We start from the raw sequence: 16698 nt of genomic DNA, 5'->3' as shown, positions 1-16698 counted from the left end.
TCAGTCTAAAGCCGAGCCAAAACCCTAAAGCCAAGCCCTAAAGCTGTGGCAGCGGGCTCCCAGTCCAGTGCACCACATCCCACTGGCCAAAACTCTTGCCATTGGGTTCTAGCACCACATATCGGCAATTGCCCAGGTAGGTGTTAAAAGCAAAGCTGGGATCAACACCAGAGGCATGGGTGGCCACAATGCGGATTACGGCGCCGTGGCTCACAATGGCCACATCGCGGTCTTCATCAAGATCATGGCTGTCCATAATCCGGTCCAGGGTGGGCTGGTAGCGGTTGAGCACGTCCTTATAGGTTTCGCCACCTGGCAGTGCAGCTGAAGGATCCCCGTGCAACCAGCCGTTGAGAGCGGAGGAATAGTGCATATGCGCTTGTTCATCACCACGCATCTCAAATTCGCCAACGTTGATCTCATGAATGCCTGAAACCACATCCAGGGGCACAGTTCCGGCAGGTAGCTCGCGGGCTTTTTCAAAGGTGGAGGTGGCAAGCACCGCGGTTTGCTGGGCGCGCAGCACAATAGAGCTATACACATGAGCCAGGCGTTCACCGGAGTAGTCGGCAAGTTCCGCGCCCACATCCAAGGCTTGTTGGCGGCCGAGTTCAGTAAGCTCCGCACCCGGCGGGCGAGTATCTAGCAGGTGCTTGACGTTGTTGTGGGTTTGCCCGTGCCTGAGCAAAATAATTCTTCCGGCCATGGCTTTTCTTAGAGCTCCTTTCCTGCGGTCGCTGCGCGCACCCATTCATCTGCTTTTCGCAGTCTAGCCAGTTGATCATCACCCGGCGCGCTATCTTCACTGCGGTTGGACGGCCAAGAACCCAAAAAGACGAGGTCTTCGGCGTGGAGATAAAGCGCGCGCAGAGCTTCGGCCACGGGGATGTCTTGAATATGGCCGGCGATATCCAGGTGGAAGCGGTAGGTGCCAAACACCTTGCGGGTGGGCCGGGATTCAATGCGGGTTAAGTCCACGCCGCGGATGGCAAATTCATTAAGTGCGGTTACCAAGCTGCCGGAAACATTGGGCAGGGAGAACACCACGGAGGTGCGGTCATGTCCGGTGGGGGCGGGTACCGCGGTGCGGGCTTGTACAGCTACAAAGCGGGTTCGTGCACCGCGCACATCGGCAACATCATCGGCTAGGCACTCGAGACCAAAAAGTGCAGCTGCTCTTTCTGGTGCCGCTGCTGCATCAACCTCACCCTCGGCCACCATTTGGGCGGCAGCCGCATTAGAACTTGCAGGTACATAATGTGCGGCGGGCAGATGCTGCGCCATCCAGTTTTTTACCTGCTGATAGCCGACCGGATGTGTTGCGAGCGTTTTTACGTCGAGAAGCGTTTTTCCTTTTTGCACCATGATGGAAAACGCAATGTCAAGCTCCTCTTCGGCAATGATTTGCACGGAAGAGCCCTGGTCAAGGGCGTCGAAGGTGGGGGTGACGGGGCCGTCCACAAAGTTTTCAATGGCCACCACAGCAAAGGCGGCGGTGCCTTCGCTCACGGCGTCGACAGCTTGTTGGGGGGAGTTGAGCGGCAGGGCGCTAATGGGGTGCGGGCCAAAAACGCCGGCGTCGGCAAATTTATATAGGGCAGCTTCGGTAAAGGTTCCTGCTGGCCCCAAATAGGCCACAACTGTCTGTGCGTCACTCATGGTTACACAGCTTAACCCGCGCCACTATGGTGGGTGTTCATGTCCGTTGCCCAACTTTCTGCCCGCCTGGCCACGCTCACCCCTGCCGAACACGGTTTTGCGTGGTTTGATCCGCATATTACTGCTGGCCACGGGGTTGGCCCGCTGCATGGGATGATTATTCCGGCCAAGGATCTCAATGATGTTGCCGGGATGCCCACCACTTTTGGTAATTCGGCGCGGCGCACGGTGGCGCAGACCACGGACCCTTTTATTCAGCAACTCATTGACCGCGGCGCCATTATTGCTGGTAAAACCCAGACCAGTGAGCTGGGCATGACAGCTTATTGTGAGCCAGTGGGCATGGCGGCCCCGGAAAATCCGCTGCTCCCTGGCCACACCCCGGGCGGTTCCTCAGGTGGGGCGGCGGTTGCGGTTGCTCGGACGCTTGTCGACGCGGCCCATGCCTCAGATGGTGGCGGTTCCATCCGGGTTCCGGCTGCAGCCTGTGGGCTGGTGGGTTTTAAACCCGCCCATGATTCCCGTGGCGGCAACCCTGCTACGCAGGGTTTTATCACCCGTGATGTAGCAACCCAGGCGCGGCTTTATGCCCTCCAACCCCGGCGACGCCGTTTAAGAATTGGCGTGCTGGGTGACCCTATTCATGCTGCATCCTCGGTGCACGGGGCGTTTATAGAGACCGTGGAAGCGGTGGCACATCTTTTGGAACGTGCTGGCCATGAGGTGGTTTCTGTGCCCCTTCCCTATGGCGCCTGGGCTTTTGAGGCTTATACGGAGGTGTTGATGATGAAGTCTGCGGCGATCACCCAGCCCAGAAGTGCGCTGGTGAATTGGCTGGTGGAACAGGGCCGTGGTTTATCCAGCGAGCAGCGCGGGAACTGTGTGCAGGCCTTTGATTCGGTGCGCGAGCATGTGCTGGAGGCCTGGGATATTGATGTATTACTCACACCCACCTTGGCTTTTATGCCACCACCGATTGGGTATTTTTCTGCGCTTGGCCCAGAACAGGATTTTTTGACCCAAACCCAGTGGACGCCCTGGGCCACACTTTTTAATATGACCGGCGGTGCAGCCATTAGCGTGCCGGTGGACGGGGTGGGTATTCATTTAGGCGCTATTCGTGCTGATAATGCCGATATTTTAGGCTTGGCCACGGTTCTTGAGGAGGCCGAAGGATGAGTATTCCTGCTGTTCCCGCTCTTCCCTCTGCTCCCGCAATGTCTGCTAAGCAGGTGCAGGTGGAGATTGCCATTGTTTTGGCCATCACCTTTGGCATGAGCGGATTGCGCTCTTTATTGCGGCTTATTGATGATCTCCTCTCCCCGGTAGCCCTTAATGAACAAACCGTGGCGCTTAATTCTTCTATGGCTGATTCCACCTGGTTGGACCTGGCCCTGCAGTTATGTTCCGCAGGTGTGCTCTTTGGCTGGGGAGCTTTAGCAATTTATCTATTGAGCCAGCCTTTTAAGATGGCGCAGCTTCGCGATGTCGGCTGGGGCGCAGGACTCGCCGCACTTATTGGAATACCTGGGCTAATCTTCTATGTCACAGCCGTGCACTTAGGGCTCTCCAAAGAGGTAGTCCCCACAACTTTAAGCAGTTGGTGGGAGATTCCAGTACTCTTGCTGTGGTCTGCTGCCAATGCTTTTGGTGAAGAAATTGTGGTGGTGTTGTGGCTATCCACACGTCTTAGACAACTGCACTGGGGTACCGTCGAGATCATTGCAGCTTCTGCCGTGTTGCGCGGTTCCTACCACCTTTACCAGGGAGTTTCCGCCGGTTTTGGCAATATCATCATGGGAATTGTCTTTGCCTATTTTTATTATCGAACCGAAAAAATTTGGCCCTTGGTTATTGCTCATTTCCTTATCGACGCCGTGGCCTTTGTGGGCTATTCCGCCATAGGTGGAAATTTAAGTTGGTTGGGTTTGTAAGCCTCACTTTATAAAGGTATATAAATAGGTTAAACCTCATAAAAATAACCTGCTAAATTTACAGGAAAACATGATCATTCCCAAAGGTAGTTAATCTGCGGATAATACGGCCAATGGTTGAATAATGTCGCTTTTCTCACTTTTTGGACACAAATTCACCAATATTTGGTGAAAACCGAGTTATTTACCCAGTTAAATCACCCCCATCACTAACCCCTTTTTCTTATTATTTACTCATAAACGCAGGTTGATACATTCGAAAAAGCTGAAAACTTAATAAAATAATTAATTATTGTCTGCGAATGTTTTCAATTAACGCAGAGCTGATAGCGTAACTTTTGTTCGTTAAAACGACGTGCCGATAGGTTTAGCCGATGTGAATGCATGAGCTATCACTTCTACGGAAATCCCAATGCGGCGCCATTCCCCTCGAACTTAGGAACGCCATGAAGAAGAATCACAAGCGGATTTCCGCAGCAGTCCTCAGCCTTGCTCTTGGTTTCACCGTCGCAGGAGCCCCCATCGTTGCACCAGTTGCTGGTGCTCAGGTTGCCATCTCTGCTGGAGATGCATCAACTGTTGATCTTGACGCAGATGTCTCCCTGACCATCAACAAGTTTGCTGGCGAGCCTGGTGCAACAACTGGTAACACACCCCTCCAGTCCATCTTCACAGTTAAAAAGATCACCCTCACCAATCAGCTAAACACTCTTGCTGGTTGGCAAGAAGTTGCAACAAAGCAGGCTGCGTTGCCTACCACCCTGCCTGCAGTTTCTACTGACATTGACGACGCATGGACCCTAACCACTATCAATGGCACTGCGACCATTTCTACAGCCATTGATGCAGATTTCACCGTCGGCGCTTACCTGGTTACTGAAACTGCACCTAGCGGTTACACTGTTTCCGCTCCATTCATCGTGACTGTGCCTTTCACCAATCAATCAGGTAATAACTGGGATTATGACCAGACTGTGCAGCCAAAGAACCAGACCGTCAGTGTAGAAAAGAACGTTACTGACTCCGGAGTAAGGCTCGGTACGGACCTCTCCTACACCATTTCTGCCTCGATTCCAGCCGAGGATCTCACCAGTCTTGTAATTGAGGATCCACTGCCAGCAGAGCTGAGCGCGGCAAAGAATATCGTCGTTACCACGACCAGTACCGGTGGTGCAAACGACCGTACATTGAGTGAAGATTTAGGAACTGGCTTGGGCGGGGATTACACCGTTACCCACACTGGTAATGACCTCAAGGTAACTCTCACAGGACAGGGCCTGAATGACCTCAATACCCTGCGAAACGGCGATTCTGGCCTGACACTAAATGTCTCTTTTGACGCCACTGTCATCGCTCTGCCAGGTGATGGTGTGATCTCCAACGACGCTATTGTCCGCTACCCTAATAGCACCATCAACACCGCAACTAGTCCCACCGATCCTTACCCAGGTACTGAAACCCGTCTCTCTTCACTCACCGTAACCAAGCAAGATTCTGCTGCTACTCCAGCAGCAATTACAGGTACCGATGGCCAAGCTTCAGCAACCTTCGAGCTCTGGCGCTGCTCCCTTGTAAGCGGAAAGTGGACCGTTACCGGCTCTGCACTCCCAGTGATCACCGACCCAGCTATAGACACCGCAGGTGAGCTGCCAACCACTCCTGTTACCAGCTTCAGCACTAACTTCAGCACTGGTATCGCAACTATCTACGGTGTGCAAACATTTAACTTCGAAAATGGTGCAGCAACTGCTGGAACCTCAACCACCTGCCTCGTTGAGACCAAAGCTCCTGCAGGCTACAACCTGAATCCTGAGCCAATTCCGGTTAACACCTACTCCAATGCAACCACTCCATCTGCAGCCAACTATGCAATGGTCGCCAACATCAAGAACATCAAGAATGACGACATCGTCAACCTCCCTGAGACCGGCGGTAACGGCACCATGTCTTTGATCGCTGCTGGTGTTGTCGTTGCAGCTGCCGGCGGTGCCGTCGCAGTTCGCGGAAACCGCGCACGCAAGACCAACTAATAATTTCCACCCCTGATTTAGTGCTCAACCTGCGGGAATAACACCAAATCAGCTTCGCGCGACCAGTCTCCAAGGCAGGTCGCGCGAAGACCGTTCAACAGTTAAGTAGCCACCATGGGCGTTCACACATTTCCAGCTCCCAGGCCTGCGTCTGCACAGACCAGCTCGCTTGGGTACAAGCTGCGCTTTGTTGTGGCGCCCATTGTGCTTGTTGTCATCGGACTCACCTTGCTGCTCGCTCCGGTGATGTCCACGCAGTACCACAATTGGCAGCAAACCCAAGCGGCTCGCGCGTATTCAGCTGAGATCCTCCAGCAGGAAGCAGCCGAGCGCACTGCCGAATGGGAAAGCGCCCAGGCGTGGAATGCCCTGGCACCGGCTCCACAGGCTCAAGATCCATGGAATAGCACCACCGATCACAACACTGCGGAATACCAAAGCTACCTCGAAGAACTAAATATTTTACCCACCATGGCCCGGGTGCGAGTGCCCGCGGTCGATATTGATCTTCCGGTGTATCACGGCACTGATGAGCTCACCCTCGCTCAAGGTGTTGGCCATCTTTATGGCACTGATCTTCCGGTTGGTGGTGTGGGAACCCATGCTGCGCTTACCGGCCACACGGGTATTAGCACCGCCAGTCTTTTTGACAACCTCATTGATGTTTCCCGAGGTGATCTGATTGCCGTGGATGTTCTCGGTGAAACCTTGACCTACCGCGTCACCAGCATCGCCACCGTTTTGCCTGATAACACCGAATCCCTCCGAGTTGATCCCAACAAGGATCTCCTCACCCTCATTACCTGCACTCCTTATGGCATCAATTCTCACCGCCTGGTGGTTACCGGCGAAAGAGTTTTTGGTGCCGAGCTCCCCGCAGAACCTGCTCTCAAAGTTCAACCCTGGATTCTCCTGGCAGTGGGCTTAAGCGCAGTGATCATCATTATCACCTTCGTGTGGATTCTTCGACGACTGAGAGGCCCCCAATGAAACGGGTTTTCCTGATTTTCATCGCCTTCATCGTGCTGCTTATGCCCACAGCCGCACATGCCCAAACCCGCGACTCCGGGGCAATTACGCTGTTCAAAGAGGCCAGCTCCTTTGACACCCCGGGGCAATCACTAAGCGGTATCGAGTTCCAAATCAACCGCCTCAGCGAGAGCCCGGACCTCAGTACGATCACCGTCGAACAAGCCATCAAAGGCGAGGTGCTTCTCGACGCGCCCCTGTTCGCGCGCACCACCGCCGAAGGCGAGCGCGGCGTTGCCCGCTTTACCAACCTTCCCCTTGGCTCCTACTTGGTTCGGGAAAACCCCAGCCGCGTAGGAGATATTTCCCGTTCTGTCACGGCCCCATTTTTTGTCACTATTCCTTATAACGGCTCCGAGGGCGCTGTTTATGATCTGGTGGGCCAGCCAAAGATTCAGCCCATCAACATCATCAAGAGTGCCAACACCAGCACGCTTCGCCCTGGTCAAAGCTTCAACTATGTTCTCGATGCCGTTGTTCCCATCCCAGATGCGGAAGGCAAGCTCTACCGCCTGGTAATCAAGGACCCCCTGCCAGCGGGACTTAGCTACAACGGTGAGCACCGCGTCGAAAAGCGTTCTTTAACGCTTAATTCCACGCTGCGCGAGGGTAATGATTACTCCATCTCTGTTTCTGCAGATCAGGAGGTTGTTTTGCGATTAACGGAGGCGGCGTTGGCGCAGTTGGCGGCCGATCACGCCCAGCACCTCGATCTGACGATTCGTTTCACCATCGGTGTCACAGCCTCGAATGACTTGGCTGATGGTGCAGAGCTGACCAACATCGGCTACTACTATCCCGATGGTTTCCCAGAGAACGCCGGAAACAATATTCCTTCCAACTCTGTCGCGCTGCGGGTGCGCTTGACAACCCCGGTGATAACGACCCCCCGAGATCCTTCCGATCCCACCAGCACCCGCGCATCTAGCGCACTTTCCCAGACCCCGACTCGACCCGACTCCACCACCGCCCTGGGTGCCGCAGGAGGCCCCGGCAGCGGTACCGATGCTTCAGGACGCTCCCTCGCCACCACCGGCGCCAGCGTCATCGCACTAACCATCCTCGGCGTCATTTTCGCAGCCCTTGGCATCTTCATCTTGTGGAGGAGACCTTCCAATGAAACCTAAATTTCCATCCCTTAGTTTCTTCTCACACAACGAGGTCAAAATGTTTAGAGCTAAAGTTTCGCGGATTATTGCACTGGTGTTGAGTATGGTTCTTATAGCTGGCGCAATTTCCCCTGCGCCGGCAAAGGCTCAGACTGCAAGCCCTTATGACCCGATTAAGAACTATCTACAAGATGCCTATTCCTATGGTTATGGCGGACTTTTGGATCTGCGCTTGCTTGCCGGATATCTCAAAGTTGGACAAAATGGCAGAGCACTTACCGTTGCAGAATTAAATGGAGCCAACCAGCAGTGGCAGACCCTTGTTAACGAAGGCCAGGCAGCAAAAACTTCCACTCTTGATCTCCAACTATTAGAGTCAATTTATCTTAACCTCGGAAGTATCCAGCTTCCCTTGGTCGGTAATGGTGGCCTACTTCAGTTCGTGCTTTCTGATGCTTCTTTGGGTGTAGCTCGAGAATTTGCCCATGCTCCATCTGCGAATAAAGCTATCGGCTCGGTTGGCGTTGTGAGCGATTCTGGTGCGCTTGGATTAACTCAGCCAGGTGCAGGTGCTAATGCCACGATTGATTTGCTTAGCTTGTTGAGCCTCAGCAATGGCAACATCACTCAAGGAATTATTGACGAAGCATCCATTTCCCTTGGGGCAGTGAGTTCTGCGGCAGAAAAGCCAAACTGGGGTGCAGGAGAAACATGTACGACTGGATACACTCAATTTGATAACCAAAATTTTCCTGCTTCCGATACATTAGTTGGCACAGAGATGGCTTCGCTTGCTGATGAAGAAAATGGAAAACTTTGCAGCAAATACCAAATTGCAGATGCAAAGGTTGTTATTGATGCACCGCTCGTGGGTGGTTTGGTTACTACGCTGCAGAGCACTCTGAATGGACTACTTGAAGGCGTAGAAACAACTCTAAACAGTACGCTGGGAGCCGGTGGTCTTTTAGAATTCCTCGAAGAGATTCCTCTCTTGGGAACTGTGCTGAGTCTACTAGGCACAGTAAATGCGACTGTCGACGTTCCCACCGCAAGTATTACAAGTGCGTTAGTTTCAGCGCCTTTATCAGATTCCACAGGATTAGTTTCAATCAATCTTGGAACTGGAGAAATTTCAATTGATGTAGAAAAACTTCATGCCGGAAACCTGAATAATCTTGCTCCAAACACCTCTTTGCTCACAGCAGGTGAGATATCAGAAATTACCGATACTATTACGAACTTGCTCACAGCTTCAAAAGAAGAAGAGCCCAATGGACTGAATGCCCGCCTCGATAAAGTCTTAAGAGGAGAAAATAAAAGAGGTGGCTTGTATGGAACTAAAGTGGATCTTACTCTCTGTGCACTTACCTGCACCTCGCTTACTGAAGTCACAATAAAAACTACTCTAGGCGGACTACTTAATCCCAACATCCAGAAAGCTTCAACTGAGGCTATCTACCTTGCAGCTCCCTATGACTACTACTTCAGTAAGGGCTCCATACTTGGACTTACAGGACCATTGATCGTCCAATTGCTAGGTGACGTCGGAACTCTAATTGAAGGTCTGCTTTTCGGTACTGGAACTAATCCCGGAGGTCTCCTCGGAGGAGTTCTCGGTAACTTGCAAACTGTGGTTGTCGAGCCACTCTTAGATACGCTTGATCCAGTGCTCGATGGTGTGTTGGCACCGCTCGCCAATTTGGTTGTCAACCGACAGTTTCTCACCAAAGTAGCCCACGGAAATGTCTTTACGGTCTCCGCGCTCGAAGTAAATGTCGTTGATCTGAATACCCCAAGCTCCGATGTGGTGCATCTTCCTTTAGCCACATCTTCGGTTATGGCTCAGCATTGGGTTCAGCAAAAGCTCACTTTCAATGTCGCCAAAACTGGTGACGGTAGAAACCTCCACAGCGGTGGATATTCCTATAATCTCAGCTGCAAGGTTGATAATCTGACAATTCTGGAGAAGATAAACGCTAACAAGATCAGCTACCCTTCGGGGAATGTTGGAACGAATTTCACTTACAACTCCAACTCTCTAGCCCTAGTAGGTGCCACAACCTCCACCGAAATCAACATTGAGGCTCAGCTACCGGTAGGAGCGGTTTGTGAGGTCTCTACCAACCCGTCACTTACTACTGAAGAGTATGCAGGTCTCCGTCCAACTGGCGATACGGCTACCCGTACTCCTTATACCTATTTCTTGGATACGGATAGTAATGGGCTTTACGTCTCTGATGTCTTAAACAATGCCCAATACCCCATCAACACCTGGGCAACGCTGACAAATCTCGGTGGATTGAGCACTACCGCCGTAGGTGATAAGTGGAAACAACACTCGCTGAAATTTGCTATCCGGGGAGATTCTGGCACGAGAGCAGACATCACTGTAGATACTGACCCGCAAAAGATTAATATCGTCCATGCTTACGAGATTGACACCCGCGACATTGTGGTGACCAAAGAAGTTGTTAACGGCGGACCAACAGGTCCTTATGAGTTTGAATATTCCACTGATGGCACTAACTGGAAAACAGCCACGATCGACAATGGCCAATCCTTCACGATTGAAAATGTTCCGCTCATTGCTATTAATGAAGCTACCGTAACAAACACTTCTATCCAGATTCGTGAAAAAGCTGCAGCACCGGCTAATGGCGGACCAGTAGTTTCCTGGGCTATTGCCAGCCCAGCAACTGCCCTGACCAATACAAATGATGGAACCTATTCAACTGCAGGTGATTTTCTTGCAAATCTCGGTTTGACGGTAGATAGCGCCACTACCCCGGCAATCCAGCTGAAGGTCACCAATACCTTCCCTGATCCAGTGAATGTCGATTTTGAGGCAATGCTTCCAGAAACTGGTCGCACCACCTTGGTATGGGTTTTGGGGCTGGGCGTGCTGGCGGCTATTGGTGCTGTGATCTTGTTTGTCCGCAGCCGGAGGCAGTAGGAAATGTCCAGGCATCGTAAAGAAGCTCCTCGAAGTAGTGCGGGTAAAGGTTCCCGCATTGCTTCCCTGATCCTGCTTATTATTAGTTTGCTAATTCTGTTTTATCCGATTGTGGCGACAGTCTTGGCGGACTATCAAAATAGTGAAGCAGCGCGCAGGTATGAGGAAGAGATTAATCAGGCTGCTACTCCGGAAATTATTGAGGAGCTTCGCCAACGAGCTGAGGATTATAACGCCAATTTGTGGGCCACTGATCATCCGGTAAAGAAGGAAGATCCGGCAGATCCTGCCTATCAGGACTATAAGCAGCAGATTCTAACCAGTGATCAGGCCTCGACTATGTCTCGCATTCAGATCCCTGATATTGGTGTGGATTTGCCTGTTTATCACGGCACTACTGATGGTGTGCTCTACCGTGGCGCAGGCCATATGTATAACTCTGATCTGCCCATTGGTGATGAGAGTTCTACCTCGGTGATTACCGCTCATACCGGCATGGTTAATGCGAGTATGTTCGATAACCTGGGCAAATTAAAAGAAGGCCAGCCGGTCTACATCAGTGTGCTGGGTGAAAAACTTCGTTACCGCATGACTGGTTCGCAGGTGGTAAAGCCGGAAAACTACGATGCTGTTACCTATGAAGCGGGTGTGGATAAACTCATCTTGATTACCTGCACCCCTTATGGCATCAACTCCGATCGTTTGCTGGTTACTGCTGTGCGTGACTACACCCCGATTGCTGAGGATGAGGTTTCCCCGGGCTGGACCCTGCAGTTGTCCTGGTGGATGAAGCTGGACCTGGCGATTATTGGTCTGATTATTTTGATCGCACTGTGGTCATCACTGCGCGGCCGCAAACGCCGAAAAGAAGAGGCTGCTGCAGAGCTTGTTAATGCCTAGCCCCTTGTTAAGGCACTACTGTATTAAGCATGGATTCACCAGGACAAGGCGATTTCGCCCGGGATAGTCAGGGCCGCCCCATTCTCGACCGCTTTGGTCGACCGGTTCGAGCGCGTCAACCACAGCGCCCGAACCCCCAGCGGGCACCCCGCCAACAACCGCCACCACCGGTTAATGAAACCCGCGTTTTCAAGCAGGGTACGCCTCGGCAAACACCGCCGAGGCAAACTCCCCCACCGCGCCAGACCCCACCCCGGCAGCAGTATGTACCGCAGCAGCCTGGGCAAATTGGGCATGTGCGCCCCCAGACACCGATTATCGCCAACCCACCGGTGCCACCTACGGGTGGCGGGCGGCGTCGAAAAGCGCTGAACTTTAAGCCCCGTGGCTGCCTGGGCTCAATTGGGCTGCTGCTTGCTGCGGTGTTGGTGCTGAGTCTGGTGGTGGCGCTGTGGGCGGATTCGCAGCTCAACCGCGTGGACGCCACTCCGGCGGAGCAGATTGGCAATACCGCCGGCACCAACTGGCTGCTGGTGGGTTCGGATTCCCGTCAAGGTTTGAGCGAAGAGGACATTGCGCGGCTGGGCACCGGTGGTGATATTGGTGTGGGACGCACCGATACGATCATGCTGCTGCATATTCCCACCACCGGGCAGTCCACGTTGATGTCTATTCCGCGCGACTCTTATGTAAATATCCCTGGTTGGGGCATGGATAAGGTCAATGCGGCCTTTAGCATCGGCGGGCCTGCGCTACTGGCGCAAACCGTGGAGGAATCTACTGGGCTGCGCATTGATCACTATGCGGAAATCGGCATGGGTGGTCTGGCCAATATGGTTGATTCCGTGGGCGGCGTGGAAATGTGCCCGGCGGAACCGATTCAAGATCCGCTGGCCAACCTGGATATTCAAGCCGGTTGTCAGGAATTTGATGGGGCGACGGCGCTGGGTTATGTGCGTACCCGCGCCACTGCCATGGGCGATTTGGATCGCGTGGTGCGTCAGCGCGAGTTCTTTGCGGCACTGCTAAGTACTGCAACTTCGCCTGCTACCCTGCTGAATCCTTTCCGACTCTTCCCCATGATCAGCAATGCGGTGAGCACTTTTAGCGTGGGCAAAGGCGATCACGTGTGGCACATGGTTCGACTGGTGATGGCCATGCGCGGAGTGAAAACAGAGACCATTCCCATTGCTTACTTTGAGGACTATGACGTGGGCAATGTGGCTATTTGGGATGATGCTGGTTCTGAGGCGCTGTTTGAGCAGATGAGGTAGTTGGCTCTTGGGGCTCGGTGGGCGCCTACGGCGGTTGAGGCGGAGCGCCGCTTAATCCCCCAGCTCAACGCTCACAGGAAGTGGCCAGTTAGCTTCTAGGGAACAGTATTCACTTCCCTAGAAGCTTGAAAACTACCGCCCACGTTCCACTAAAGTTGGCGCTTTATTGTAGTTCTCATGCGTCAGAAGAAACTTATCCCCTCCGCGATCGCCGGCATCTTGCTCGGCTCGGTCGCCCTTGTTGGTTGTTCCACCTCTACTGCAACCTCCGCACCTACGGTCTCCTCAATGATGACCTCGGCCCCGACCTACACCTCATCAGAAGGTGACTCCGATTACGCAACTGAAATAGAGGTCAACCCCGCCGCCCCTGAGGATGCGGAATCCTCCGCCACTGCTTTAGATGTAGCAAAGCAGAACACTTTGCTTTATGACTTCAAGGCAGAAGATGAAGCGAGCGCCGAGGCGAGCCTTAGCCTTTTTAACACCTAGGTTTTAGTGCACTTGCCCTGAATCGGGCAGTACTAGATACTTCTAGGGCGCGTCGCTTACCTCCGCCAGCCCCATTTAGGCCCACTCAACTCAAAACAATTTAAAACCTTGGCGCATAGCTTTTAAGCCTGCGGTGCAGTTCAGTACAGAACTACACCGCAGGCTTTTTAATGTGCTGCTTATTCCAATGGGCGCTCGTTCCGCGGATGGAAACAGTATCACCGCAGCTCAACGCTAACAGGAAGTATTCAGTAAGTATCTAGCAAGCTTTCTGGAATTGCATAGTTACTACTCTACAAGCTTCCAATTTCCACCCATAGAAGCGCTTTAAAGTATTGCTCATGCGCCAGAAATTCATTCCCACCGTGATTGCCAGCTTCCTGCTCGGCTCCGTTGCCCTCGTTGGTTGTTCCTCCACTGCAGATACCGCAGCAGCGACCTCTTCAACCACCGCAACCTCCGTATCCACCGCCTCCGATGCTTCGACAAGCACCTCGGATTCTGACACCACCGTCGGCACCATTGCCGATACCACCGCAGCAGCTGAAGCGTTCATCGCCACCTTGAGCACCGAGCAGCAAGAAACCCTGCTCTATGACTACGATGATGAAAATAAGTCCGTAACCTGGTCCAACTTCCCAGTCACTTTCGTCGAGCGCGCGGGCCTGAACCTCAACGACCTCACCGAAGAACAGCAAGCCGCAGCCCTCAACGTGCTCAAGTCCCTACTCAACGAGGACGCCTACCAGCAGATCGAGGACATCATGGCCGGCGATCAGTACCTCAATGACGCCAGTACCTCCTCTGAGGATTCCCTAGGCCAGTACTACATCGCCTTCTATGGAACCCCTTCCACCTCTGACGATTGGACCCTACAGTTCGGTGGCCACCACATCGGCATCAACGCCACCTTCTCCGGCGGTGACATCACCTTCGCCCCGACCCACCTCGGCGTCCAGCCAGCTGAATGGGTAAATAGTGACGGCGAAACTGTAAGCGCCTTCGACGATACCTACGAAGATGCCTTCAACTTCTACAACAGTCTCACTGAAGAGCAGATCGCCTCCCTCTACCAGGGCGAAGAAGTGGCAACAATGGTCTGTGCCCCAGGTGGCACCTGTGATTACCCAACCGGCACTGGTCTCAAGGGATCTGACCTCACCGATGAGCAAAAGGATCTACTGTTGGAGCTGATTTCCAACTGGGCTGGTCTCGCCGATACTGAAACCACCACCGAAGAACTTGCTGCCATCAGCGAAACTTTGGATGACACCTACATCAACTGGTCTGGTGCAACCACCTATGACATGACCACCGGTGAAGGCATCTACTTCCAAATCAGTGGTCCAAAGGTCTACATCGAGTTTGCCAACCAGAATGGTTCTGCCGGTGCTGACATCAGTGGTGTTGTAACCGCAGGTTGGGGCCATATCCATACCATCTACCGCGACCCCACCAATGACTACGCCAACTCTGTTACCCAGGGTGAAGCCAGCATGAGTGGCGGCCCCGGCGCCGGCGATATGACCGGTGGCGCCCCAGCTGCCTAAAGGCACAATAAAGGCCTGTGTGTGGTTCAGTATTGATGAACCGCACACAGGCCTTTGGGCTTTTCTTAGCGAATAGTCACCTGACGGGACTTAATGTTCTCCAGCTGGCGACGCTCATCAGCATTAAGCTGCGCATCATTGTCCAGCTCAGCGGTGATCTTCTGGTTGAGTGCTTCCACATCAGTCTTGTAGTCAGTGTATGGACGCTCGGTGTCGAGATCCCACACAGGAACCACAATGCCGTGGGTGCGGAAAGCACCGGCGAACTTGGTTTCTGCACCCAACTTCAGCTCATCACGAGCTGCGATGCGGGCCAAAGCGTTAAGCAATGCGCCCTCGTCCTCAGTGCGGACCCAACGGATATGAGCCTTGCCTCCTGGGTTAACCCACCACACAGCACCTGGAACATCTGCTTCAACCTCGAAGGAAGGCAAGATGGACTCATTAGCTGCCTGCATGTGCTGGGCAACCTCGGGGGAGACATTGTCATTTTCAGCCAACCACCAGTTGAAGTCTTGGTGAGCGGCAATGTCCAGGGTGAGGGAGGCGTCGAGAAGCTCGGACAATGCGGGCTGGGAACCGTCAGCCGTCGCGGTGGCCAAGGACTGACCGGCCTCGGCGTTTTTAACCCAGTTGAGGGCAAAGGCCAGGTCTTTGCCTGGATTGTTGGAGCGTACGGCCTGCTGCAAAGCCACAAAAGCCTCGCCGCCGTAGGCCTCATCGCGGACCAGCGCGGCAGCGGCGCCCGGCAGCACGGTGCACAGGGTTACCTTGCGGTCGGTGCCAGCAAGGGTGATGGGGGCGGTTGCGGAAGGAATGAATTCCTGCAGTGCAACCAGCTGTGCTTCCATCTCAAGGCCCGCAAATGGGCGAGGTTCGCGGTCCAGGGCGGCGCGCTCAGCAGCACGGGCTGCCAGTTTTGCTTGCCGACGACTCATGCCGTCGGGCAGTTGTTCATTCTTCTTATTCTTCTTTGCCATGCGCATTAGCGTACATGGGAGACTGTGGTGCTGCCTTCAAAAGCTCCACGGCACGCTCAGGATAATTGGTGGCCAGCGTATCCACCCCATGATCCAGCGCCCACTGCATATCTTTTTGCTTATCCACCGTAAACAAATAAGTGGGCAAACCCTTGGCCCCAATTAATTTGGGATCCATCTTGGCGCGCTCAATAGATATGCCCAGGCCGGTGGGGGTGCTGCAGCGCAGGTCACGCGGATTGCCCCAGCGTTCCCAGGACCTGCGCAAATGAATGCGGTTCAGCTCAGGGGCCAGGCGAGACATGCGGTGAATGGCGGGCAGGGCAAAAGAAATAATGTGAATCCGCGGATCTTTTTCCAGGCCGCGGTAGCGCAGAATCTTGGTGACTTCCTCTTCCAGCATGATGGCATAACGCAACGGGTGTTTGGTCTCAATATAGAGGTGCTTATCGGGATATTCTTCGAGGATATCCAGCAGATTATTGAGGGTAAGCACCTTTTGCGGAGCCTCTTTGCTGCCGAAGTTAAGCTCTAGCAGCTGCTCGAGGGTGAGCTTGGAGACCCGGCCAAAACCATCCGATACGCGGTCCACGATGGGATCATGAATATTGACAACCTCGCCACATTTACTGAGCCGGACATCCGTCTCAATGCCGTGAATGGGCAGTTCCAGAGCAGCCCGAAATGCTGATTCCGTCAATTCCGGGAAGCGAGATGACAATCCTCGGTGCGCGATGATTTTCATGGGTCACGTCTCTCCTACGCCTTGGGCCGATACGGTCCGAGTT

14 protein-coding genes are annotated in these 16698 nt (G+C 53.5%); 10 read left to right on the top strand and 4 right to left on the bottom strand.

What is annotated here, in order from left to right:
* Positions 1 to 37: 37 nt before the first annotated feature.
* The gene (locus tag SFC07_RS12730) at positions 38 to 706 is read right to left on the bottom strand and encodes a histidine phosphatase family protein (RefSeq protein ID WP_411208685.1); all 669 of its coding nucleotides are present in this window, start codon (positions 704 to 706) and stop codon (positions 38 to 40) included.
* 8 nt (positions 707 to 714) lie between these two features.
* On the bottom strand, positions 715 to 1659 hold the full coding sequence (gene pheA / locus SFC07_RS12725; RefSeq protein ID WP_411208684.1) for a prephenate dehydratase: 945 nt from the start codon (positions 1657 to 1659) through the stop codon (positions 715 to 717).
* A gap of 39 nt (positions 1660 to 1698) precedes the next feature.
* Here pheA and SFC07_RS12720 point away from each other — a divergent pair, with 39 nt between their 5' ends.
* From SFC07_RS12720 to SFC07_RS12675, 10 genes are all read left to right on the top strand, one after another.
* Positions 1699 to 2838 carry an amidase gene (locus SFC07_RS12720; protein ID WP_411208683.1) on the top strand — a complete coding sequence of 380 codons (1140 nt, stop codon included), beginning with the start codon at positions 1699 to 1701 and terminating at the stop codon, positions 2836 to 2838.
* Between the two features lie 38 nt (positions 2839 to 2876).
* The gene (locus tag SFC07_RS12715) at positions 2877 to 3593 is read left to right on the top strand and encodes a CPBP family intramembrane glutamic endopeptidase (protein WP_411208700.1); all 717 of its coding nucleotides are present in this window, start codon (positions 2877 to 2879) and stop codon (positions 3591 to 3593) included.
* A gap of 446 nt (positions 3594 to 4039) precedes the next feature.
* Positions 4040 to 5623, top strand: a complete 1584-nt coding sequence (locus tag SFC07_RS12710; RefSeq protein WP_411208682.1) for a SpaH/EbpB family LPXTG-anchored major pilin — start codon at positions 4040 to 4042, stop codon at positions 5621 to 5623.
* Positions 5624 to 5737: 114 nt separating this feature from the next.
* Positions 5738 to 6613, top strand: coding sequence for a class C sortase (locus SFC07_RS12705; RefSeq protein WP_411208681.1), 876 nt, complete (start codon positions 5738 to 5740; stop codon positions 6611 to 6613).
* Complete coding sequence (locus SFC07_RS12700) at positions 6610 to 7779, top strand: isopeptide-forming domain-containing fimbrial protein (RefSeq protein ID WP_411208680.1); 1170 nt, start codon at positions 6610 to 6612, stop codon at positions 7777 to 7779. Before SFC07_RS12705 ends, SFC07_RS12700 begins: the two co-directional genes overlap by 4 nt.
* Entirely contained in the window at positions 7769 to 10714 is a 2946-nt protein-coding gene (locus tag SFC07_RS12695; protein WP_411208679.1) for a choice-of-anchor G family protein, read from the top strand. Before SFC07_RS12700 ends, SFC07_RS12695 begins: the two co-directional genes overlap by 11 nt.
* A 3-nt stretch (positions 10715 to 10717) precedes the next feature.
* Positions 10718 to 11614, top strand: a complete 897-nt coding sequence (locus tag SFC07_RS12690; protein ID WP_411208678.1) for a class C sortase — start codon at positions 10718 to 10720, stop codon at positions 11612 to 11614.
* A 29-nt stretch (positions 11615 to 11643) separates the two neighbouring features.
* On the top strand, positions 11644 to 12888 hold the full coding sequence (locus tag SFC07_RS12685; RefSeq protein ID WP_411208677.1) for an LCP family protein: 1245 nt from the start codon (positions 11644 to 11646) through the stop codon (positions 12886 to 12888).
* 177 nt (positions 12889 to 13065) lie between these two features.
* The gene (locus tag SFC07_RS12680; RefSeq protein WP_411208676.1) at positions 13066 to 13380 is read left to right on the top strand and encodes a hypothetical protein; all 315 of its coding nucleotides are present in this window, start codon (positions 13066 to 13068) and stop codon (positions 13378 to 13380) included.
* A 341-nt stretch (positions 13381 to 13721) separates the two neighbouring features.
* On the top strand, positions 13722 to 14930 hold the full coding sequence (locus SFC07_RS12675) for a DUF3500 domain-containing protein (RefSeq protein ID WP_411208675.1): 1209 nt from the start codon (positions 13722 to 13724) through the stop codon (positions 14928 to 14930).
* A gap of 65 nt (positions 14931 to 14995) precedes the next feature.
* Here the strand turns inward: SFC07_RS12675 and SFC07_RS12670 are convergent, their stop codons facing one another.
* Both SFC07_RS12670 and SFC07_RS12665 read right to left on the bottom strand, forming a co-directional pair.
* Positions 14996 to 15910: a DUF5926 family protein gene (locus tag SFC07_RS12670; protein ID WP_411208674.1), complete on the bottom strand. Its 915-nt coding sequence runs from the start codon at positions 15908 to 15910 to the stop codon at positions 14996 to 14998.
* The gene (locus tag SFC07_RS12665) at positions 15894 to 16655 is read right to left on the bottom strand and encodes a glycerophosphodiester phosphodiesterase (RefSeq protein ID WP_411208673.1); all 762 of its coding nucleotides are present in this window, start codon (positions 16653 to 16655) and stop codon (positions 15894 to 15896) included. Before SFC07_RS12665 ends, SFC07_RS12670 begins: the two co-directional genes overlap by 17 nt.
* Between the last annotated feature and the right edge of the window lie 43 nt (positions 16656 to 16698).

The organism is Corynebacterium callunae, assembly GCF_046592015.1.
Lineage (GTDB): Bacteria > Actinomycetota > Actinomycetes > Mycobacteriales > Mycobacteriaceae > Corynebacterium > Corynebacterium callunae_A.
The sequence above is the reverse complement of the archived record's forward strand: the minus strand, read 5'-3'. Positions and strand labels throughout refer to the sequence as shown.